The following is a 22,329-nucleotide window of genomic DNA, read 5'->3' as shown; positions in this document are numbered from 1 at the left end:
GACACCCGTGAAAACGCTCCAAAAATGTTATTTGACTGCTTTGATGGCCAGTCTTGTTGCTTGCGGAAGCGAACCACCCGCGAATTCAGCAAGCAGCTCATCATCTAGCAGCTCGTCCAGCAGCTCATCCTCAAGCAGTAGCAGTTCTTCTTCCTCTTCATCCAGCAGCTCTTCTTCGAATTCGAGCAGTTCATCGTCCAGCTCCAGCGGCTCCGGTACCTTGCCGTTGGTTTATGCAATCAATGTGGGAGGCACTGCAGCGGTTACTGTGGATGGCATTAAATACGAAGAAGATCACTTCGGTCGCGGCGGCACACCAAATTCCGTTACCAATGCTATTGATGGGACAACAGGTGATGCGCTTTATCAATCCGAAAAATACGGCGTTTTTTCTTATGAAATTCCAGTAACCAACAGCACTTACGACGTTAGGCTGAGTTTTGCAGAGCTTTATGTGAATGCCGCTAATACGCGCCTTTTTAATGTTTCTATCGAAGGGCGCGAAGTGATTTCTGCGCTCGATATTTATAGCGAAGTCGGCAAATTCACTGCGTACGATCGCACTTTCAAAGATATAGTCGTTGCCGATGATGCACTGACGATTGAAGTCTCCGCGATTATGGAAAACCCGACGCTTTCCGGTATCGCGATATTCTCAGCCAATGGCAAATTGGTTGAACCTCCACCACCGCCACCAGCTCCAAAAACCGCGGAAAATCCGGGTGCAGATTGCACAGTGGGTAATTTGCCTGGCGCAGGATCTCTGCCCGACAGTCCCAATCTGCCCGACCCATTCACCAAACTGGACGGTACCCGTATTACCGACAAGGGCCAGTGGTGGTGCCGTCGCCAGGAAATTCTGCAACAGGCGTACAACTACATTTACGGTGAAAAACCGACGCCGCCCGAGAGCGTCACTGGCTCCATCAGCGGCAGTACACTTACCGTTAATGTATCGGATAAAGGCAAATCCATTTCCTTCACCGCAACCATCAATACGCCCAGCGGCAGCGGGCCATTCCCGGTGATGATCGGCTATGGTGGCGGCTTCTTCGGCAACGGTATTCCCTCGCAGTTGCAGACGATTTTGAATCGTTACAACGTCGCCACTATTACCTATAACCCTTATGACCTCGGCGCAGAAAACGGCGGCAGCGGTCCTAAGGCCGGCAAATTCTACGACCTCTACGGCAGCAATCACTCCGCCGGTTTGTTGGCCGCATGGGGTTGGGGTGTGAGCCGAATCATCGACGTACTGGAGAAGGATTCGCGCTTTAACGCCAGCAGAGTCGGCGCCACAGGTTGCTCGCGCTTTGGCAAAGGGCCTTTTATCGCTTCCGCATTCGACGCGCGTATTGCGCTGTCCATGCCGGTTGAATCCGGTATTGGCGGCGTGCCCGCCTTGCGTCTGGTGCCGAGAATCGACGCCTCCGGCGAGCAGCCTTATCACGCCATGAGCTATGAGCGGTGGCTGAATCCAGGTTCTCTGGGAGCCTTTACCAATTCCAACAGCACCTCCGGCCATCAGTTAAATAAACTGCCAATCGACACTCACTCCATTATCGGTCTGATCGCGCCGCGCGGATTGTTGGTTATCGATAACCCCGGCATTGCCAACCTCGACCCCAATTCCGCGTGGGTAGCCACCAAAGCTGGACAAATGATTTATGAAGGCCTCGGCTTTGGCAGCAATATCGGTTACATAGGCGCGGGCGGGGATCACTGCGCCTGGAGAAGTCAGTACAGTGCTCCGGCGGAAGCTTTCGTGCGTAAATTCCTGGCTGGCGACGAATCCGCCACTACCGGCAGTTTCGCCACCTCCGGCAGCCAGCCGAACGTAAGCTCCTACGTGAACTGGACAGTGCCCAACTTGAGCGGCCAATTAACCGTTCCTGCCAGCAACTAAAACTTTCAATAAAAAAAGCAAAAGCCCATCAGAATATCCGATGGGCTTTTTTATTTTCAAAACATGCTGATTTTCCTCGAGGCTTACAATCCCTGACCGCCGGAAACTTCTATCCTTTGTGCATTAATCCAGCCGGCGTCATCTGCAAAAATCGCTGCAACTGCACCACCTATATCGTCTGGCACACCGACTCGTCCGAGCGCGGTAATCGCGGCAATGCGCTGATTTAAATCTTGATTATCTCTCACCGCGCCACCACCAAAATCCGTTTCAATGGCGCCAGGCGCCAAGGTATTGACCCGAATACGCCGTGGACCCAATTCTTTTGCAAGATATAAGGTAAAAGCCTCCACCGCAGTTTTCATAATCGCGTAGGCAGAATATCCAGGAAACACCATGCGGGTAAGGCCGGAAGAAATATTTAATACCCGCCCTTCATCTTTGAGCAGCGGCAGCAGTGCCTGAGTCAAAAAATAAGGCGCTTTTATATGTTCATCCACCATGCGGTTGAAATCTTCTTCCGTGGTTTGTTCGAAGGTTTTAACGATTCCACTACCGGCATTATTGATTAAATAATCAAAGCCCGTTGCATTCCACTGATGCTGCAATATCTCGCGCACCGTTTGGGCAAATTCCGCAAAACGGTTGCTCTGGCGAATATCCAATTGCAGCGCCACCGCTTTTCGGCCCAAGGCGTTGATTTCTTCCACCGTTGTCTGGGCTTCGTTTTGTTTACTGTGGTAGGTAAAAATCACATCGCGACCTTTGGCTGCGAGTTTTAATGCCATATTTTTGCCGAGACCTCGACTGCCACCGGTGATTAATGCAATTTTGGGTTGCTGGCTCATACACTGTCTCCTCTAAAGTGTTGACTTAGCTTGTTTGCGTGTGACCACTGTAATTTTTTGCCCCTTGATCCGATATGCCTGCATCTCTCCGTTGCTTGCCTAATCCTCCAGCTGAGGTTTTTAGCGCTGGTGTTTTGTGAGCGAGGGTTTTATCGTGGAGGGGAAATAAGGCGACAGGAGCAGCACTATGAATACCGACCAATTGCAAATGCTCGGCAGCCTGCTTGAACAAAACTCCAAACAAGAGGGAATTACGCCCTCTGCGATTCCCGGTGTGGAAATTTTTCGCGCGAGTTCAACCACTACACCTCTGCCGGTTGTGTACAACCCGAGCTTGTGCATTCTGGCTCAGGGGCAGAAGCATGTATTTGTTGGTGAAGAAGTTTTTACCTACACCGCAGGACAATTTTTAACTGTCACAGTGGACCTGCCGCTGCAAAGTCAAATTACGCGCGCCACCACCTCGGCTCCGTACATGCTGTTAAAAATGGATATCAATGCGGCGCTGATTACCGAGTTATTGCCGTTCACCAATCGCAACGGGCGCTTGGATAATGCAGTTGGAAAAGGTTTGTTCGTTGGTGAAATTGATGAACCGACCGCAGACGCGGTAATGCGGCTGGCGGACCTGCTCACAACACCAGAACATATTCCGGTGTTGGCAGAGCAGAGTAAAAGGGAGCTTCTCTACCGCTTGTTGTGCAGTGACTCGGGCCCGTTGATTGCACAAGTCGCCTTTAAAGACAGCCATCTCCATCGCATCAGCAAAGCTATCGATTGGATCAAACAGCAATTTCATCAACAGCTCAGCGTTGCCCATTTGGCTGATCTTGCGGGTATGAGTGTGTCGTCCTTTCACGCCCATTTCAAAACCATTACGGGATTGAGTCCTTTGCAATATCAAAAATCCCTGCGCCTGCTCGCGGCGAGAAATTTAATGGCGGCGGAAGATCTGGATGCGGCTACCAGTGCTTATCAAGTCGGCTACGAAAGTCCGTCGCAATTCAGTCGCGAGTACACGCGTATGTTTGGCAATCCGCCTGGAAGGGATGTCAGTTTGTTAAAACAGCATAAAAATTGGCGCGCGATATAAATCGACCGCACGTAAAAAAAGCGATCAGGTGTATTGCACCTGATCGCAAAAGTCAGCAGAGCGCAGTCGTTTAAATCGCTTAACGGGAAGGTGCCCCAAAGGGTTTAGCGCCTGGAACAGGCTCCACAGGTGGGACAGCCTCTATAGGCGGAACTGCCTCACCACCTTTTGGGCCCGGCGGTTTCTGCTCGCAGTCATAAAAGACATGTGGGCTGCACGGCGGTTTGGGGTGGAAATGCACATGAGTCGCGCGGAATTGTGCGTCGTCTATATAAAAACCGTCGACATCCACATTCAGCGTTCCTTCACGCGCCAGAATTTCATTCCACTCATGCGGCGGAATTTCGGTTGCATCTATATAAAAATCCCCGAGACGAAAACTGCGATTGGCTTCATCTATATCGGAAATCTCGCCGCGCAACATATCCCGTGCGCCCATCAGTGGTTGATCGAGACGAATAATACGGGTGACTTGCCAAACGCCTTCGACACTCACCGCAAATACTTCCACCTCTTCTCCATCGCGCAAGCTGGAGAAATTAAAGTGCCGCTCTTTTGCCTGGGAGTCATCTTTGTATTGCGTAAACTGTGTGACCTGAAAATCGGTATCGATCACCTGAAATGTGCGCGATGAACGATCGATATTTTCCACCAATCCTTTGAATCGCGTGCTATTTACCGGTTTTATGCGAATGCGCTCGGCGCGGATTTTATTTTCCACCAGCGGACCAAATACCACCACTTGCGCACCTTCGCGGATATCACTTGCCGAGCCATTTTCAATTCGCGCTCCTTGTAATTCCACCAAAGTGGTATTGATGCGGAAGGAGCCAGCGCGCAATTCGCGAATAACACCTTCCACGCTGACGCGGTGATCAATACCAGCTGCGTGATCTTTTACAAAGCTAACGCGCGCAGCCGTCAAGATTTGCTGCTCTACATCCAACTTACCTTTTACTCGTACACGTTTTCCGGCAGCGAGATCAGATTCAGTACCGCCGACAAACTCCGCACCCGCGAAGGCTACACGCAATTCATTCAGTAAAAAGAATTCCGCCTCGGGTTCAATAGAAGTGATATAGCCTTCCACTTCCAGGTTCGCCGTTTCGATATCTATATCCCGCTGCTCCAGATAGGTGGCAACAGCCAAGCCGTTATCGGTGACAAAACCGCTGACGCTAACGCCAAGCCCTGCAGTCAAATCCGCAAAGTTGGTTCCAACAATGGTTGCATCCTCGTTGATATATACCTTCTGCCCCAATATTTTCAGCGCTTTACGACCGCGCCCCACTTCATCAACGGACTCGATCACGCCGAGTAACACACGCTCAGCACGGACACGTTTTGCCACACCTTTTTTACCATTGGCAGCAATTTCTCCGGTGACTTCCACCACCATGCCGACCGCAAGTTCATCTTCGCTGGCAACTTCATCGGCAATAATGATTTCTGCAGTATCTGTATCGAAATGCACACCGTTGACGTGGACACTGCCAAAACCTGAAACCGTGCCATAGGCCGACGCTAAAGTGACGCGATCGCCAGTGCCTTCAATACCGCCTGCATATTCATCCTGGTTGTTGGAATCACAACCACTGAGCAAAACCGCTCCAACGAGAAAATATCGCGCTATGTTTTTCATTAGATTTTCTTGTCCCCGATTTCGTCCGGGCTGGGGCCTTCGAGGTAATACACCCCCACGCCGACACGGAAAGTTTGTTGACCGGCTGCATCCGATTTCTCGCGCTCGAATTCACTCAGCCATTCGTTGATTTGCAGCAACAACGCTTGCCCTTCTTCGCGGCAGCGTTGGCGAATCGTTTCTAGGTCGTCAGCTGAAATGTTGTATGACACGGTGCGCTGCAGAAATGGGCCGGGTGGTTCACGGCCGATGTTGTGGTCCATGGTTTTCAACAGATCCGCTGCTGCAGTACCAAAAATGCGCAGGTTTTCCGCCATGTCTTCAATCGGTATATAAGCGCTAACCAGTAGCTGTACATGATCGCCGTCTCGTGCAACAGCTTTTATACGCAACAGCTCATCGATCAATGCCCGCACCGGAACATCGCTCGAATAATCCTTCACCAGAGTTGTAAAGCTGTCGCTTTGTGTCGGCTGCTCTTCCACCAGCAGCGGTTTGGGATTGCCCGTCTCATCGTGAAAACGCGGGTCGTTTGTCCAAGCTGTAATGACTCGCGCGGCCGGGTTGGGGGCATCCTGGCTGTGCTCGGACAAAGGGTGTGGCCGGCTTTTTAGTTTGGCGATGTCCTTGCGATTGATTCCCGTCAGAACCGCCGTGCGGGAATTACTGGGTTTGCGTCCTGGTAACGAAAACTCCTTTTCCGCCACATCCACAAATACGTTCCGCGCGACTTCCGAAAACGCCCGGTACGACATTCCATGCCGCATCAACAGCCGGACCATCGGCCTCAAAACCTTATAAAGCGCACGCGAAAGCGCCTGATGTGCAGAGCTCGTCATAACTCAGTGATACCGCCAGCGGATGTATGAACCCTTTGAACCAGCGCCAATTATGGGACAAAAACGTCAAAAAATGGCGCCACCTACATGCTTTTGTGACTCAGTCGAAATTATTCCCGGGAAATTTGGGATTATAGTGTCAAAACCACGTCGTTATACGGGGGTAAGGCGACGTGGGAATCTCTGGCCAAGAAGGTCGACCAGCCCAACACAAAGTTGGCTGGGCAACCCTTGGCTGGTCCAAAACCTTTAGGAGAAACAAGACCATGTTTTTGAAAAAAGCGTTAGCAATGAGCATCCTCACCGTGCCTGCTCTGATGCTGAGCGGCTGCGGTGGTAACGAGAATGCCTCTACCACCACAAGCACCGTTCCATTCTCACTGGCACTTACCGATGGCCCAGTCGACTCAGCCACTGCTGTTGTGATTGAGTTGACTGGTGTTTCCATCAAACCCAAAGGCGCTGAAGCCATAGTGGTTGAGTTCGATGAGCCACGCAGCATCAACCTGTTGGATCTGCAGGAAGGAGCAGTTACCGACCTGATCAACGGTCTTGAGCTGGAACCCGGTGAATACGACGGCATTCATCTGCATATCACCGCAGTGAAAGACGACGTTTTGGATTCCTACGTGGAATTCGAAGACGGCACCATCCAAGAGCTGGAACTGGAAGGCAAAGCTGACCACGGCCTGCACATCACTAAAAAATTCACCTTGGTTGAAGACGAGCCAGCGGAATTCACCATCGATTTCGATTTGCGCAAGTCTTTGAAAGCTGCTGAAGACTACGTAATTCTGAAACCACATCTGCATCTGGTTCACAACCATCACGCGGGCCATCTGCATGGCGATCTGGATCCAGCGTTGATCGCTGATCTCTGTGCCGATCCTTCCGTCGACCTGGGTGCTGTGTATGTTTTCGCCGGTGCGAATGCCATCCCAACCGACGTCAACGGCAGCGAATCTGATCCAGTCGCAAGCGCGCTGGTGAAACTGGCTCCGCACGGTGAATACCACTATCACGTCGGCTTCCTGGAAGCCGGTGAATACACCGTAGCCTACACCTGTGATGCCGCCTCTGACGTTCCGGATGAAGTCAACGAACTGACCTTCGCCGTTCTCGAGCCCGTCACCATCGAACCTCGCCAAGAACACGAGCATCCCTTCCCTCCCCATGCTCCGCATGAAGAATGGGATGAAAGCATCTGTGACGAGATTGCCAATGGCGGATCTGAAGAACCGGTTGAAGAAGAAGTAACCGAAGAAACAGATGTGGCTGAAGGAAGCGAAACTGTTAAACCTCGTCCAATCCCACCACATATCAAAAAATGGTGTGAAACCGGCGAACAGGAATGGCATCCAGCACCTGGCAAAGGCCCAAAACCACCAGTGCCACCCGTTGAAGGCGAAACTCCTGAAGAGCCCGAAACTCCGGTAGAACCTGAAACTCCCGAGGAGCCAGAAACTCCGGTAGAACCTGAGACTCCGGTAGAGCCAGAAACTCCGGTAGAAGAAGTCGAAGTTTAAACCTCGACGGATTGCCTGTGTTCACCTGACTGGCAATTGCCGACCCTCGCTCGCTGTTTGAGCGAGGGATTTTTCGGCCTTTCACGCATTTTCAAGCCCGCGCCAATCCCACAATTTTCCTTGCGACCTCTGGTATAAAATCCCCTCGCGCTACAACCCCAAGGTGGATCCTATGGCCAGCCGCAATACCTCCCGCACTGCTCTCGTTTTCCTAACTCCACTCGCCCGTTTCGATAACACAACACTATTGTTACTTCGCCTTATGATCGGCAGTTTTTTGGTGTGGGGCGTACTGGACAATATCACCAGCGCTGCTCACATGAAGGAATTCGAGGATTTTCTTCGCCATTTTGGTTTTCCCTATCCCCCGGTTATGGCGCGCCTTTCGGTATGGGCACAATTTTTTGTCGGCGTGTCGTTTATTCTCGGATTACTGATTCGCTGGGGCGGAATTATCTGTGCCATCAATTTTGCAGTGGCAATTGTGATGGTCGACTCCCAAAGTGGCATACGCGCTTCGTTTGCATCTGCATGCCTCGTTTTTAGCGGGCTGTATTTTGCTGCTCACGGCGCAGGGAAATTTGCTGTAGATAGATTTTTTCTAAAATAATCCACTCATATTTCCGGAATTCACGCCGTTCATAACAAAGCAGTTGCATCCTTTTTGGCGGTTTTATAGGCTGGCCGCCCTTTGTCGATTTGATGTTTTGCAGTTCGACAAGGGTTATCGCTGTAGATCAGCGCTTGTAGCTTTCCGGTCATTTCCGCGTCCTCCAGCTATTCGCTCTACATCGTCTTTGCTTGCAGTTTATTAGGCGCCTTTATGAGTCAGCTTTCTCCACCCGATTCCCTTCCCAGTAAAGAATTTATTGTGCTTATGGCCGCCATTATGTCGGTGGTGGCACTGTCGATTGACGCCATGCTGCCCGCCCTGGGGGTCATAGGCCAGGATCTCAGTATCAGCAATCCCAATCATGCGCAGCTTATTATCAGCGCCGTGTTTGGCGGGCAGGCGGTTGGGCAATTGCTATGTGGTCCGCTCTCCGATGCGCTCGGGCGCAAACGCCTGCTGCTCATGAGCTTTGTGTTGTACCTGATCGGCACGGTTATTTGCGGGACTGCCAACAGTCTGGAGCAAATGTTGATCGGTCGCTTTGTGCAAGGCTTTGCCGGCGCAGGTCCCTACGTGTCGACCATTTCCATAGTGCGCGATCGCTGCAGCGGCTATGCCATGGCTCGCATCATGTCCCTGGTGATGATGATTTTTATTATGGTGCCGGTTATAGCGCCCACGCTCGGGCAATTTATGCTGATGCTGGGATCATGGCGATATATTTTTGGCCTGCTATTTTGTTACGGTCTTTCCATTATGTTGTGGAGCCTTTTCCGCCTTAAGGAAACCCTGCCGCCATCCCGCCGCGTGCCCTTCTCCATCGCCAATATCAAAAACGGCGCCCGCACCGTGCTCACCAATCGCACCACTGTGGGCTATATGATTTGCGCGGGCCTAGTATTTGGCGCTTTGATTGGTTATCTGAATTCCTGCTTGCAGATCTTTCAAAATATCTACGCCGTGGGCGACGCCTTTGCGATTTATTTCGGCGCACTAGCCTTTACGCTCGGACTGGCATCCCTGTCCAATTCGCGCCTGGTGCGCCGCTTCGGCCCTCGCTCCATTTGCATTACCGCGCTCATCTGTCTGTGCTCGACTTCGGCACTGCTGTTGCTGGCGCAATTTGTTATTGCGGTGCCGCTGTGGCTATTCCTGACCTACGCCGCGACGATTTTCTTTTGCTTTGGTTTGCTGTTCGGTAATTTGAACGCCCTCGCCATGGAACCTATGGGCCATATCGCAGGCATCGCCTCCGCATTGATCGGCGCCATTTCGTCGGTGATTTCCATCTCCACCGGAACCTTGATCGGGCAGCTGTTTAATCAAACTCTGGTGCCACTGGTGGGTGGATTTCTGCTGCTGGGTTTATTGGCACTCACCATCGCATTACTGGTAAAACCCGCTTCCGCTTGTTCTGCGCCTAAAGCCGCATAACAGGTTCATTGATTATTCCTCAATATCCCCCTGTCCATGTGGACGGGGGAATTCCGGGCTTATATGCTGCCCGGGCACACAAAAGAGGAATATCCCATGACTGCAGTGATCGCATATCAGTCGCTGAACTCCAACTCCGCCTCAGAACACGGTTTGGCCGCCAGCACATCTCAGGCGCATTTGCGCCAAGCGCAGAGAACTTTGGCTGCACTTTATCCAGAAAAGAGCGGCGCACTGAAATATCCCGCCAATACGGATATCGAACCCCATGTGGCTTTGCAGGGACCTGCGCAATTGGTGCCCGTCGCAGACGCGGCCTTCATGGATGTAAACAAACCGAGTAAAAAGCGCAAACGCGATGCGGCGGATGATGAAACGGATAAGGGTTTTCAGGAAGCCAAATCCAGAACCCTCAGCATGGTGGAGGGCAAGGCGCTACAGATTTATCAGCAGGCGTATCGCGACGTGCATGCGCAGTGCGATTTAATTGTCTTTGGCGAATTGGATTCCACCCATCCGGATTGGGGCTCCATTACGGCAACGGCCGGCAAGCGCGTTAAATCCTCCATTCGCACCAAAGCGTGCAACTGCTTCAGCCTGCACAGCTCCGGCTCCGACAGCCATGTGAAATTTATTGCCGAAGGCGAAGGCTGGTGCGCGGCAAAATGCAAAGGCGTGATTGTGGTGTTCGTCCATGTTCCGAACAGCCTTGCAACCAAACGGGATCAAGCCATCACCTTCTATAAAAAAATTAAAAATGCCGTTCTGCAAGCTCCCCATGGAGGGGTTATTGATCTCGTTATGGGCGACACCAATCAGTCCAGCGAAAGTTTTAGCCCCGACGTTATCAGCAAAGGTTTGGATCTAACCTTCCTCGACGGACACACCTCCGGCCATATTCTGCCAACCGACACATGGGCCAAAAAACCCGTTCTTCACTCCGGCACCAACTCCGTCAACTCCAAAAAATTCGACGTCGCCGTCTACAACTCCGCAACCGTTAAATCCATCAAAGTGAAATACTTCACCCAATTGTCGTTTGCGTCAAAGCAAGCTGCGGCTTATACGGATCACATGGGAATTTTGGTGAAGGTGGAGAAGAAATAGCTCATCATTTTTTGGTGAGCTTTCTTAAAATTAGTTTTTTTTGACATGCTTGCTATAAGAAACTTCCCCCCAGAAAAAGAAACGCCCGCGAAGCGCGGGCGTTTTTGATTTTTGTTGGTCAACAAGGTTATTTTTCAACCTCAATTAAATACGCCAAGCCTAAGGAAACAGGCGACTCTTGTCCTTCCGGGACAAAACCAGCAGTAAAGATTCCATAGCTGGCCGTTTCACTCCAATAGCCACGCAGGCGAAGCTCTCCGTCCGCATCGGCAATGCTGATAAGCGTCGCATCTCCCTCCACACTTTCTGCTCTTGCGTCCAACTTAACCGAACGAGTACTGGGCACTATGTCGGAGTAAAATTCTATTTTGGAGATGATACTCATTTCCAAGTCAGCCACCCCCTCTTTATTGTTTTTCCAGGTTATAAAGGAATTAAAGCGAGAGTTGTTCACCTTGACACCTGTTCCGGCAAAACCAGTCGTAACAAACATTAAACGATAACGCTTGTTCGTGAGATCCGGCGCACTCTCCGGTAATTTTATAAAGTACGTTTGACCAAGCTCCACCTCCTCATGGCCTGACGCCTCATCAGATAGAACCTCACCAAAGACTGAAAAATTGGCCTCTTCGTTGAGATAGCCATCGATAAGATTTCCCGCGATTTTAAGCTGACCATCGTCCATAACCTCAATCTCCATCTCTCTGCTGATTCCAAGCTCCGTATCATATTCAAGGCGCCCGTTAATATCTCGACTCAGGCGATTCCGATAGGTTGGTGCATAGTTCATTATGCCGTTAGCAAAAACCAGTTTGTTATTACTCACTTCCATCTCTATATAGCCGTCATTTTCCATCAAAATATTAATGGCGACACGACCAAAAGCACCATCCAAATCTTCCGTCGCCATTCCACTTTTTGCTCGTTTAAAGAAGACATCTAAACCACGAACAATTTCATCACCAGAACGGGCGTCAGGGTTCACAGCATCGTTAATTGAATCGCCATTGGTATCCAATGTGGCATAGCGTATAGCTGCTTCTTGAGGCAACTGAAAGAACAAATTTTGATCGCGAACTTTTTGTACTCGATGAGTTACCGGAGGCCATCGCCACCCCCACTCGCCCTCAATATTTTCCTCAAATTCACGCTCTATTAATAAAACATTAGGATGGGAAAAAAGCGCAGGAAACGATCCAGTGTCGTTGCTAATTTTGAGTGTATATTTCAGAAAAGCATCATCGCTACCACCACTTAGCAGGCCTTCACCGGACCGTCTATTTTTATAAGCGATATCAACTGAGCCATTTGGATCGCCAGTGAAGGCAAGGTCGACATTCACCATCTTAACCCCGAAACTTCCATACGGATTGTTATCGGAGTCATGCACTTCGATTTGCATAGAGATATTGTGGTAATCACCATTGAGAACGGTCGAGTCCACCTCATGGATATCAAGCGTCGCTATCTGACTTTCAATAAACTCTCCAACGGACGCCTCAAGCTGCTCAAACAACGTAGAAAGATCGCCGCTGGCAGCTAGATCGTACTCTTCCACATGAGCGGACAATTTCACCACTGCCGTCGGCTTCAGCATCAAAAGATCAGTACCTTCATCAATAAATTTACGCAAAATAAATTCTGATACAGGAGAGATATTCACCTTCTCTTGCACCACTTGTGCGCGCATCTCACCAACGTCTGAACCTGTAATGCGCACGACTAAATTACCGGCGAGATCTACTCCCGTTGGCAGTACAAGCGTGTAGTGTCCGGTAGAGGAAGTTACCGTAGATGCCAACACCGGTCCGTCTTGATTGCCTTCACTATCAAGACGAATTAGCTCTACTTTTGCACCTCCAACGGGTTCGAGACCGGTCATCGCCGCAGTGACATCACCGACAAACAATTTCATGACAAACCGGACCAAGCTGAAATCTTTAAATCGTGTTACCGAGGCCGCCGGTGCCGTTACTGTACCTCTGATTTCAATTCCCGACTCACCGCCACTCGAACTTGTCGACGATGCGCTTGAGCTAGAGCTGGAACTTGAGGATGCACTGCTACTTGATGAAGAAGAGCTTGAGCTGCTGGAAGAGTCGCCCGGCACTACGCCGCTCGACGCGGAGCTGGTAGACGAGCTGGCGCTATTGGAGCCTCCCGAAGAAGAACTGGAACTGCCCACTAAACCACTGGAACCACTAGAAGAGCTACTGGAGACAGCACCGCCACCGGTGGAGCTGGATGACGAATTTGAACCAGACGAACTGCTCGAATTGGATGATGAACTGGAACCCTTACCCGGCGCTTCCCGGCTACCGGAATCTGAACTGCTGCAACCAGCCAACATTGCACTCACGCACAATGCCACCATAAGTTTTTGAAACATCAAATATTCTCCATGTTCTTTGAGAGCATACGACACCACCCGCGGCAGAATGCAGGACCTAGATCAACGTCGAATAATTGACGTGCCAAATCCCGCACGGCAAAGATTCGGCGAGTCGTGGCCGGCGCCAGTGCCGGTATCGCTGTTTGCGTTTATGAGTATAGGAAGCTTTAGAAGAAATACCAAAAATTCACAGCATAAAACTCCCACCCCGACCAGACTTACAATCGGAAGGATATTCGGAGAGTTAATAAGGGGAGCGAGCAAAGAAAAAGGCGCTCAAAAAGCGCCTTTAGTTCAGAGAGGGCATTTAATCAGCCAAAGGCTCTTTCGATCGAAGCCGCTTCAGCCGTTCACGCACATTTTCTCCCAACACCAACATGCACGGCGTAAAGAATAAGGTAAGCACTGTCGCAATCGCCAAGCCACCGGCGATGGCGCTGGATAATTGCGTCCACCACTGTGTCGAGGGTGCGCCAAAGCCGAGGCTGGGCTCGAGCAGATTGATATTCACCGCCAGCACCATGGGCATCAAACCTACAACGGTGGTAATCGAGGTGAGCAATACCGGGCGCAGACGCAGGCAGCCGGTTTCGAATGCGGCTTCCACCGCGGAATTGCGTTGCGAGCGGAGTTGGTTGTAGGTGTCGATCAAAATGATGTTGTTATTCACCACAATTCCCGCCAGACCTATGATGCCCATACCGACCATTACGATACCGAAGGACTGACCGTTAATTAATAATCCCAACAAGACGCCCGCCGTCGACAGCACAATTGCCGACATGATCAACATCGTTTCGTACCAACTATTAAATTGGAACAACAAAATCATCAGCATTAAAAAAATCGCGGTGATAAATGCGCTCACCAGAAAATTCGCCGCTTCTTGTTGATCTTCACTTTCACCCGCCGCTTTTATCTGCACACCTTCGGGTAATTTTGGAGCGCTATCCATTAAAGCTTTCAAACGCTCGGCAACCTGTTGGCCGGATGCGAGATCGGATTTGATGGTAATCGCGCGATTGCCATCCACACGTTTGATCACGCTGGTTTTGGGCGCTGGCGATAATTTAATGAAATTGGTTACCGGCACCTGACCGCGTGCGGTATTGACCGTCAAACGCTCAACCTGATCGAGGGTGCGCCAGCTCTGCGGAAAACGTACGCGGATATCCACTTCGTCACTGGCGTCCTGCGGGCGATATTTCGCCAGCAATAATCCGTTACTAACCATTTGCACTGCGTTGCCGACGGTCAAAACATCCGCGCCAAAACGCGCCGCTTCCGCGCGATCAACTTCGATTCGCCATTCCACACCCGGCAAACTGCGGTCGTCTTCAATATCGACAAAGCCGCCGATTTTCTGCATTTGCGCAATCAGAATATCCGCCGCTTGATCGGCATCTTCCGGGTCCATACTGGTGACAATCAATTCGATGGGTTTGCCGCTGGAAGGGCCATTTTCCTGCTGGCGGAATTCCAATAAAACACCCGGAATATCTTTGGTGAGCTCGCGCATTTCATCGAGAATCAAAACCGCCGGGCGGCGCTCATGCCAATCGATAAATTGAAATTGCAAAACGCCAACAACATCCGGCGGCATTTCATTGCCAGCCGTGACCAAAGAGCGGGCGTAAAGCGCTTTTACTTCCGGTAAACCCTGCAAGCGATTTTCAACGCGTTGCAATAATTTATCCCGTTCATAAATGGATAAATCGCCGCGCGCACGCACCCATACCTGCGCGGATTCCGGTTCAATGGAAGGGAAAAATTCCACGCCGTGATTTAAGCGGGCGTAAGCGACATAGGTGGCTATAACTCCGGCTATCACAATGCAAAATGTAATGGCGGGGCGGCGTAAGGATTTTTGCAACACCGCCGCATACCAGCGGCCAAACGCGCTCAGCTCCACATCATGCGGCGCGGCTTTGCGCTGGGTGACCGATCCGAGCACCGGCAAAAAAATCAGCGCCATAAACAAGGACGCAATCAAACAAATAATGACCGTCGCCGGCAGATATTTCATAAATTGGCCGACAATGCCCGGCCAAAATAATAGCGGCACAAACACCGCGAGGGTGGTGGCGGTGGAGGAAATCACCGGCCATGCCATGCGGGAAGAAGCTTCTCCCCATGCACGTTTAGGCGGTAAGCCTGCAGCCAGATTTCGGTCGGCCGCTTCCGTGATCACAATAGCGCTGTCCACCAACATACCGGCAACCAGAATCAGGGAGAACAACACAATGATGTTCATGGTGTAGCCGATCATCCAGATCACTAAAATGCCGGCGAAAAATGAGCCGGGAATCGTAATGCCGACCAGAATCGCCGAGCGCATCCCCATGCTGGCAACAATAATGATCATCACCAGCGCCACGGCGGTCAGAACGTTGTTCAACAGGTCCGAGAGCATATTTTCCACTTCGGTGGACTGGTCCATGATGTAATGGACCTCCATGCCTGCGGGGAAATACTGCTTGGCCTCTTCGATAACGGCACGCGTTTTTTCAATCGTGGTAATGATGTTGGCACCAGCGCGCTTTTTAACTTCCAGCACTACCGCGGGCTTGCCGTTGATACGGGCAAAACCGGCCGGATCTTTAAAGCTACGGGTGATGGTGGCGACGTCCTGAAACACTACGGTGGTATCGCCGCTGACCTTGATAGGCATATTGAGGATGTCGTCGAGATTTTCGATCACCCCCGGCACCTTCATGGCCATGCGCCCTGCCCCGGTATCCAAACTACCTGCTGCCACCAGACGGTTGTTGTTGGAGACGAGATTGAACAGTTGCAGATAATCGATGCCGTAGGTTTCCAGAGCGAGCGGGTCCACGACAATTTCCAGCAGATCTTCGCGGTCACCGCCTATATCCACTTCCAGCACTTCGGCGATACCTTCAATGTTTTCCTGCAGGCGGCGGGCGATATAAACCAGCTCGTTTTCGGAAACCGGGCCCGCCAGGCCGACGGACAAAACCGGAAACAGGGCTACGTTGATTTCGTGCACCGAAGGCTCATCGGCTTCACTGGGTAACTTTGCGCGCGCATCGTCCACTTTGACGCGCACATCTTGCAGCGCCTTGTCAGCGTCAAATCCGGCATCGAATTCCAGCATCACCGAGGCGTGGCCCTCGTTGGCAATGCCGGTCATTTTTTTCACACCTTCGAGTGAGCGCAGCTCGTGCTCCATGGGACGCACCAGCAGGCGTTCGGCGTCCTCCGGGCTGATGCCGTCCAGAGTCATGGAGACGTACATCATCGGAATGGCAACGTCCGGGTTGGCCTCCTTCGGGATGACCTTATACGCGGTCAGGCCGGCGATAAATAAAAAGATCAGCAGCGTCGTGACCGCCCGGCCGCGGTCGATGGCCGCTTCAATTATGGCTTTCATTCGGCGGCCTCACGCGTTTCCACTTTGTCTCCGGGGCGCACAAAGCCCGCTCCCTGTGTGATCAGACGCACCCGCTCCGGCAATCCGGTTACGGTCGTGCCGTCGCCTTCAAAACCAATGACCTGGACCTGGTGAAATTCCACCACGTTGGCGTCGTTCACTATGTTGATTCCCAATTCGCCTCTTTCGCCGAGGCTGAGCAACGCCGGTGAAACGCGATGAGCGTTAACCGCGGGCTGGTGGATACGCAAAGTGGCACTCGCGCCCGCTACCCGCCACAGCTCTGGATTCTGCGCGTGGACTTCAACGTAAAAACTGCGCGTCCCAGCCTCTGCAGCCAAGCTGACGAAATGCACCTCCCCATGCATTTCCCGCCCATCCAATAAAGTGACGGTTGCCTTCTGGCCGGGCTGGATCTGACCAATTTGCAATTGAGGAACCTGACCCGCCACTTTGACTTTGGTGGCATCCACCACCGTCATCAAAACTTCGCCGGGCTGCACCAACTGACCAACTTCCACATAACGGCGATCCACCCGACCGCCAAACGGCGCTTTGGGCTGGTTGTAGGCCACCGCCAGCTCCGCGGCTGCGAGCTCTGCCTGGGCTCTGGCGAGTTCACTTTCCAAACGGGCCAACTCGGTCTGAGAAATCAGCTTGTCGGAAATCAGAGTACGACCGCCTTCCAATTCCTTTTCCCGCAGACGCACATCCGCGCGCATCTGCGCCAACTTCTGGGTTCGCCCTTCATCGGACAGACGCAATAAGGCATCGCCCGCTGCGACTACATCACCCTGCTGCTTGAGGAGTTGCTCCACCCGGCCGGCGACCTGCGCTTTGACATCTACCAGCTGCCACGCGGTGATGCTCGCCTGCACCACCTGCTCGCGCTCTGCCGGTTGGGCTTGCGACCAGTGCACTTCCACTTCGGCTAAACGCTGCTCAGTCTTTACCTGCTCCCCAGGCGGCGTTTCCCGCGCGCGCTGCTTTTCACCTCCGAATAACCAGATCACCAACACCAATGAAAGAACGACAGCAATGACCGGCGGAGATGGCGGCCAGGACAAGAGTTTCTTTTGAGAAGCAGACATCAATCGGTTCCTTGGGAGATTGACCAAAGGGGGCAACATTACGACGGAGCGGGATTTTCAACAACAGGGGAAATGTAAAGAAAAAACGAGGTGCGCCCTCTGGGGGTCAAAAAAACGGCAGGTTAAACCTGCCGTTTTGGGTGTGCCTTTATAAGAAGGCCTTAAGGAGCAACTGCTCGTCCTGTGGTCGGGCTGATCTTGCCGGGGCACAGGCCGCGCTGTTTCAGGTTGGCCGCAATCTGCGGAATCGCTTGCAGAGAGTTGTTCTGATTCTGGTGCATCAGAATCACCTGACCGGGCTGCATACGTGCAACGGCATTAACGATGTTCTGAACGCTCGCGCCGTTCCAGTCTTGCGAGTCCACATCCCAAGTGATGGTGTAGAGACCCAAGGCACTTGCTGCAGAGCGAACATTGTTGGTTACCGTGCCGTATGGCGGACGGAAGATAGTCGGCTTAGGCGCACCAGCGTTTTGAATCGCCTGGTTGTTTCGGCTCAGCTGATCGGTCACTTGCTGGGTGCTGTAATTACCCATATCTACGTGGTCGTAGGCGTGGCTCTGGATCTCACCCACCTCCATCATTTGACGGATGGCCGCAGCGTTGTTGCCGATATTGGCTCCGTTCACGAAGAAGGTTACCGGGGTCAAACCGTTCTGCTTGAGTGAGTTGACCCAGTTGCTGGTATTGCCAGTCGGGCCGTCGTCATAGGTGATGGCCACATAACCGTTACAGTTGGACGGTTCAGGCTCTGGTCTGGAGGTATCCAACTTGCCGTCGGCAGAGTAAATCGCCAAGCCTGACAAAGTGCCATTGTCGACAACCGACTGCAGGGCAATATCCAGGGTACCGTCAGTTACGCGGACGTTTTCCACTACATATTCGTAAGCACCGTCATGGCCCACCAATGTGTACAGATCCACATTGGACAGAACTCTCTGACCTTCAACGGACACGTGGAATGAACGCGCTGCCGCTGCAGTGTTGAAGATCTCAGCCATAAACAGCTTGATGGTGAAGGTGCCAGTCGTTACAGGAATTTTGTAACTATAGGTGCCATAACGCTCGGTCTGGTACATGGCATCTGCAGTGGTTCCCGCAATAGGATCCTGCGTGGAGCTGACTGAACCGCCATCGTAATATTTATCTGCTTGGAAGGTGATTCCTTCGTAGGTACCGCCAGTGGTTGCGCCTGAATCAATCGCAATTACCAATGGCAGATTGACTGGCGATCCGCTGGAAGAGCTGGAGCTGCTCGAAGATGAGCTGCTGGAGCTTGACGAGGAACTACTACTTGAGCTGCTCGAACTGGAGCTACTGCTTGAGCTTGAACTGCTAGAAGAGCTACTGGAAGAACTGGAGCTACCGCCAGATGGAGAACCACACGCGCTGAGCACCAGTGATGCGGCTGCAAGCACGCTGATCAAACGGGCCGAGGTGTTAATTGTCATATAATTACCAATGTTGTTATTGTTGATCCGGACTAACAGTCCAGAAAATACCTCGTTCCGCAAAAACTTCTGTGGCGCGCTTCATAGTCCTATCGTTCGATCAAATTAGTACAGGGAAATGAGCAAATCATTGCAAAAAATGACGTGAATTTATGACTATAAGGTGGGCCGCTACAGCAAATTCCTTTTATGTAGCGGCGCGGGGAATAAAAAAAGAGGATTGATTAACGCTCCCGGTGATACATACGTAACGCAATCGGAGCAAAAATCGCTGTAATGATTGCGGTAGCAATCAATACCCACACGATACTGCTGATATCCGGTGCGCCGTGCATCAAGCCGCGAGAAGCATTGGCAAGTTGAGTAACGGGATTGACGCTGACAAATGCTTGCAACCATCCAGGCATAGTCGCGGGGTCGACGAATACATTACTGGCAAAAGTCAGCGGGAATAAAAATAAAAAGCTGGTGGTCATCACCGATTCCGGCGATTTCACCAACATGCCAACGATGATCCAAATCCACGCCAGACTCGACGCAAAAATTTGTACCAGCACAACCGCTAAAATTACGCCAAGCAAACCTCCCTGCGGGCGAAAACCGAGAATAAAACCCAACCCCAACACCATAATCGCTGCGATGGAATAACGCAGCACATCGCCCAACAATGCGCCAAATACCGGCGCAGAAGGCCAAATGGGCATGGAACGGAAACGGTCATAAATACCTTTACTAATATCCGTATTCAAACCGACACCTGTGTACACCGTAATAAACAAAATCGTCTGCACCAAAATTCCCGGCAGCAAATATTGAATATATTCCTGCGGCGAACCTGCCAATGCGCCGCCGAATAAATAGGTGAACATCAAAGTCATCATCAGCGGAAATACGGTGACATCAAACAGCTGAAAAGGGACATGCTTGATTTTTAACAGCGCGCGCCAACCCAAAGCCATTGCAGCGGAAAACGTATTTAATGGTTTAGGTTTGGTGTGCTGGCTCAAAATTCCATTTATTGGTTGATTCTGGATCGGACTGTTCATATTGCCTCCGAGCTTTCTTGTGATTTTCCTGTAAGCGCAAAAAATACTTCGTCGAGACTGGGCGATCCCAGAGAGAATTCCGCCACACCAATTCCCGCATTTTCCAACGCTTGCAATATACGCATCGCCTCTGCAGGATCGGGCACTTGGATACTCAATCCTTCCGTAGTGGCTTGTGCAGGATTGGCGCCAACCAATTGCAATAAAGCTTCCGCGGAAAGTCTTTGCGATGGATCTTGCAGGTGAATTTTTAAAGTGCCGCTGCCAACAGACGCTTTTAATTCGCGACTGGTGCCTTCGGCAATTAATTTTCCGTGATCAATCACCGCTAAACGATCGGCGAGTTGATCAGCCTCTTCCAGATATTGCGTGGTCAACAACACCGTAGTACCGATCGCCGCTATATCGCGCACCATATCCCAAACCTGATTGCGACTGCGCGGATCCAGTCCGGTGGTCGGCTCATCCAGAAACAAAATTTCCGGTGTGATAATCAAACTGGCTGCAATATCGAGGCGTCGGCGCATACCGCCGGAATAGGTGCGCACTTGACGCCCGGCCGCCTCTGCCAAATCAAACGCGTTAAGTAATTCGCCTGCCCTTTGTTTGGAGTCGCGCCAGCTATGCCCCAATAGACGCGAGACCAGAATCAGATTTTCGTAGCCGGTCAGATCTTCATCGACCGAAGCGAACTGACCGGTCAAACTCACTTTGCTGCGAATGGCAGCGCCTTCCGTCGCCAAGTCATGTCCCAATACACGGGCGCTGCCGCCGCTGGGTGACAGCAAGGTGGCGAGCAGGCGCACCGTGGTGGTTTTGCCTGCGCCGTTAGGTCCCAACAGACCGAACACAGAGCCTTTGGCGACGCTCAAGCTGATACCATCCACTGCATGGGTATCACCAAAAGTTTTGCGCAAATCATTGGTTTCAATTGCGTAATTCATAAATTTCCTTGCTTTCGGCAAAATCGATTATTCATCCGGAATTTCAGGTTCAACTATGGCTTGCAGAAATTGCAGAGATTCTTGCCACCCTAAATAGCAGGCCTCCACCGGAATTACGTCTGGAATACCATCCTGCACAATGTTGATTTCCACTCCGCAGGATACTTCGCGAATATCCACCGTCGTTGTCATTTCACCCGGCAGACCCGCATCGTCAAAGGTCGCGGTATAACTCACCCGCTTGCCCGGCACCAATTCTTTGTACACGCCGCCAAATGATTCGCTTTTACCCGTCGAAAAATTGGTGAAACTCATGCGCCAGGCGCCGCCGACCACAGGATTCTGCTCGTGTAGGGTGGCGATAAAACCTCTGGGCGGCAACCAGCGGGTAAACGCGGCGGGGTCGACGAACGCGCGATAAATCTTAGCGGGAGTGGAAACAAAAACGCGGTGTAACTTAACCGTATTTGACATGACGATATCCTCTCAATTGCGTTGAATTTATCCCTTAGTCGATCGCTGTTCTATGGATTCGACAGTCTCCCGAAAAATTTTCGCGGCGTAAGCGGGGATCACAGGATATACCCCCTAGGACTACGGAGAACGACTCTGTTACAAATCATTACACTCCGTTGTCGTTCCAAAAATCTGCGATTAATCGTGCGCTGATCCCACTTCATGCCCATGTTCAATTATCGCAGGACAATTCCACGCGTTGATTCCTGTGCTCAGAGCTGCTTCATGATATAAAACAGCGCGTTCAACGGGAGTTGCATTGCGAATTGCATCCCACGCTATATAGGCATTAGAGGTCGTTTTGAGATTAACGAGAAGCATTGCATCCAATTTTTCTGCACGCTCTTCTGAACTTAAATTCGGGTATTCTGCAGAATTGACGAGCAGCGTAAATTGTTTGCAAAGCGTGTCAAAATCGGAGCGATTGGACGAACACGCCGCTGTCAATATCAAAAATCCAATAACAGAAATTCTTTTGAACATATTG

The 22,329-nt window shown here is 51.4% G+C and carries 19 protein-coding genes; 7 read left to right on the top strand and 12 right to left on the bottom strand.

Features of this window, described 5'->3' with window-relative positions:
- Positions 1-7: 7 nt before the first annotated feature.
- Positions 8-1,906: a malectin gene (locus DWB84_RS07470; protein ID WP_187409150.1), complete on the top strand. Its 1,899-nt coding sequence runs from the start codon at positions 8-10 to the stop codon at positions 1,904-1,906.
- A gap of 83 nt (positions 1,907-1,989) precedes the next feature.
- Here the strand turns inward: DWB84_RS07470 and DWB84_RS07465 are convergent, their stop codons facing one another.
- Positions 1,990-2,754 carry an SDR family NAD(P)-dependent oxidoreductase gene (locus DWB84_RS07465; protein WP_187409149.1) on the bottom strand — a complete coding sequence of 255 codons (765 nt, stop codon included), beginning with the start codon at positions 2,752-2,754 and terminating at the stop codon, positions 1,990-1,992.
- 187 nt (positions 2,755-2,941) lie between these two features.
- Between DWB84_RS07465 and DWB84_RS07460 the strand changes: the two genes are divergently transcribed.
- The gene (locus tag DWB84_RS07460; protein WP_187409148.1) at positions 2,942-3,847 is read left to right on the top strand and encodes an AraC family transcriptional regulator; all 906 of its coding nucleotides are present in this window, start codon (positions 2,942-2,944) and stop codon (positions 3,845-3,847) included.
- Between the two features lie 79 nt (positions 3,848-3,926).
- Here DWB84_RS07460 and DWB84_RS07455 read toward each other — a convergent pair whose 3' ends face one another.
- A complete protein-coding gene (locus DWB84_RS07455; RefSeq protein WP_187409147.1) occupies positions 3,927-5,489 on the bottom strand; it encodes a DUF5666 domain-containing protein in 1,563 nt (520 codons plus the stop codon).
- Entirely contained in the window at positions 5,489-6,328 is an 840-nt protein-coding gene (locus DWB84_RS07450) for a DUF6502 family protein (RefSeq protein ID WP_187409146.1), read from the bottom strand. Before DWB84_RS07450 ends, DWB84_RS07455 begins: the two co-directional genes overlap by 1 nt.
- Before the next feature lie 266 nt (positions 6,329-6,594).
- Between DWB84_RS07450 and DWB84_RS07445 the strand changes: the two genes are divergently transcribed.
- Entirely contained in the window at positions 6,595-7,854 is a 1,260-nt protein-coding gene (locus DWB84_RS07445) for a DUF4382 domain-containing protein (RefSeq protein ID WP_187409145.1), read from the top strand.
- Positions 7,855-8,026: 172 nt separating this feature from the next.
- Complete coding sequence (locus tag DWB84_RS07440) at positions 8,027-8,464, top strand: DoxX family protein (RefSeq protein WP_187409144.1); 438 nt, start codon at positions 8,027-8,029, stop codon at positions 8,462-8,464.
- Between the two features lie 29 nt (positions 8,465-8,493).
- Here DWB84_RS07440 and DWB84_RS18990 read toward each other — a convergent pair whose 3' ends face one another.
- On the bottom strand, positions 8,494-8,616 hold the full coding sequence (locus DWB84_RS18990; RefSeq protein ID WP_255428894.1) for a hypothetical protein: 123 nt from the start codon (positions 8,614-8,616) through the stop codon (positions 8,494-8,496).
- A gap of 61 nt (positions 8,617-8,677) precedes the next feature.
- Between DWB84_RS18990 and DWB84_RS07435 the strand changes: the two genes are divergently transcribed.
- Both DWB84_RS07435 and DWB84_RS07430 read left to right on the top strand, forming a co-directional pair.
- A complete protein-coding gene (locus DWB84_RS07435; protein WP_187409143.1) occupies positions 8,678-9,901 on the top strand; it encodes a multidrug effflux MFS transporter in 1,224 nt (407 codons plus the stop codon).
- A gap of 96 nt (positions 9,902-9,997) precedes the next feature.
- Positions 9,998-11,008 carry a hypothetical protein gene (locus DWB84_RS07430; RefSeq protein WP_187409142.1) on the top strand — a complete coding sequence of 337 codons (1,011 nt, stop codon included), beginning with the start codon at positions 9,998-10,000 and terminating at the stop codon, positions 11,006-11,008.
- A gap of 127 nt (positions 11,009-11,135) precedes the next feature.
- Here the strand turns inward: DWB84_RS07430 and DWB84_RS07425 are convergent, their stop codons facing one another.
- On the bottom strand, positions 11,136-12,923 hold the full coding sequence (locus DWB84_RS07425) for a hypothetical protein (protein WP_187409141.1): 1,788 nt from the start codon (positions 12,921-12,923) through the stop codon (positions 11,136-11,138).
- Here DWB84_RS07425 and DWB84_RS07420 point away from each other — a divergent pair.
- Positions 12,922-13,392 (top strand): hypothetical protein, encoded by a 471-nt coding sequence (locus DWB84_RS07420; protein WP_187409140.1) that lies wholly within the window; start codon positions 12,922-12,924, stop codon positions 13,390-13,392. The genes DWB84_RS07425 and DWB84_RS07420 overlap by 2 nt on opposite strands.
- A gap of 315 nt (positions 13,393-13,707) precedes the next feature.
- On the opposite strand, the gene DWB84_RS07415 is transcribed toward DWB84_RS07420, so the two are convergent.
- From DWB84_RS07415 to DWB84_RS07385, 7 genes are all read right to left on the bottom strand, one after another.
- Positions 13,708-16,794: an efflux RND transporter permease subunit gene (locus tag DWB84_RS07415; RefSeq protein ID WP_187409139.1), complete on the bottom strand. Its 3,087-nt coding sequence runs from the start codon at positions 16,792-16,794 to the stop codon at positions 13,708-13,710.
- Complete coding sequence (locus DWB84_RS07410) at positions 16,791-17,885, bottom strand: efflux RND transporter periplasmic adaptor subunit (protein ID WP_187409138.1); 1,095 nt, start codon at positions 17,883-17,885, stop codon at positions 16,791-16,793. The genes DWB84_RS07415 and DWB84_RS07410 overlap by 4 nt, the downstream gene beginning before the upstream one ends.
- A gap of 161 nt (positions 17,886-18,046) precedes the next feature.
- Positions 18,047-19,336 (bottom strand): polysaccharide deacetylase family protein, encoded by a 1,290-nt coding sequence (locus DWB84_RS07405; protein ID WP_187409137.1) that lies wholly within the window; start codon positions 19,334-19,336, stop codon positions 18,047-18,049.
- 224 nt (positions 19,337-19,560) lie between these two features.
- Positions 19,561-20,382 carry an ABC transporter permease gene (locus tag DWB84_RS07400; protein WP_187409136.1) on the bottom strand — a complete coding sequence of 274 codons (822 nt, stop codon included), beginning with the start codon at positions 20,380-20,382 and terminating at the stop codon, positions 19,561-19,563.
- Positions 20,379-21,326: an ATP-binding cassette domain-containing protein gene (locus tag DWB84_RS07395; RefSeq protein WP_187409135.1), complete on the bottom strand. Its 948-nt coding sequence runs from the start codon at positions 21,324-21,326 to the stop codon at positions 20,379-20,381. Before DWB84_RS07395 ends, DWB84_RS07400 begins: the two co-directional genes overlap by 4 nt.
- A gap of 27 nt (positions 21,327-21,353) precedes the next feature.
- Positions 21,354-21,800, bottom strand: a complete 447-nt coding sequence (locus tag DWB84_RS07390; RefSeq protein WP_187409134.1) for an SRPBCC family protein — start codon at positions 21,798-21,800, stop codon at positions 21,354-21,356.
- A 180-nt stretch (positions 21,801-21,980) separates the two neighbouring features.
- Positions 21,981-22,325, bottom strand: a complete 345-nt coding sequence (locus tag DWB84_RS07385) for a hypothetical protein (RefSeq protein ID WP_187409133.1) — start codon at positions 22,323-22,325, stop codon at positions 21,981-21,983.
- Positions 22,326-22,329 lie beyond the last annotated feature (4 nt).

It is taken from the genome of Saccharophagus sp. K07, from assembly GCF_014336955.1.
Taxonomy (GTDB): domain Bacteria; phylum Pseudomonadota; class Gammaproteobacteria; order Pseudomonadales; family Cellvibrionaceae; genus UBA5868.
This window is presented reverse-complemented; position numbering and strand designations above follow the sequence as displayed.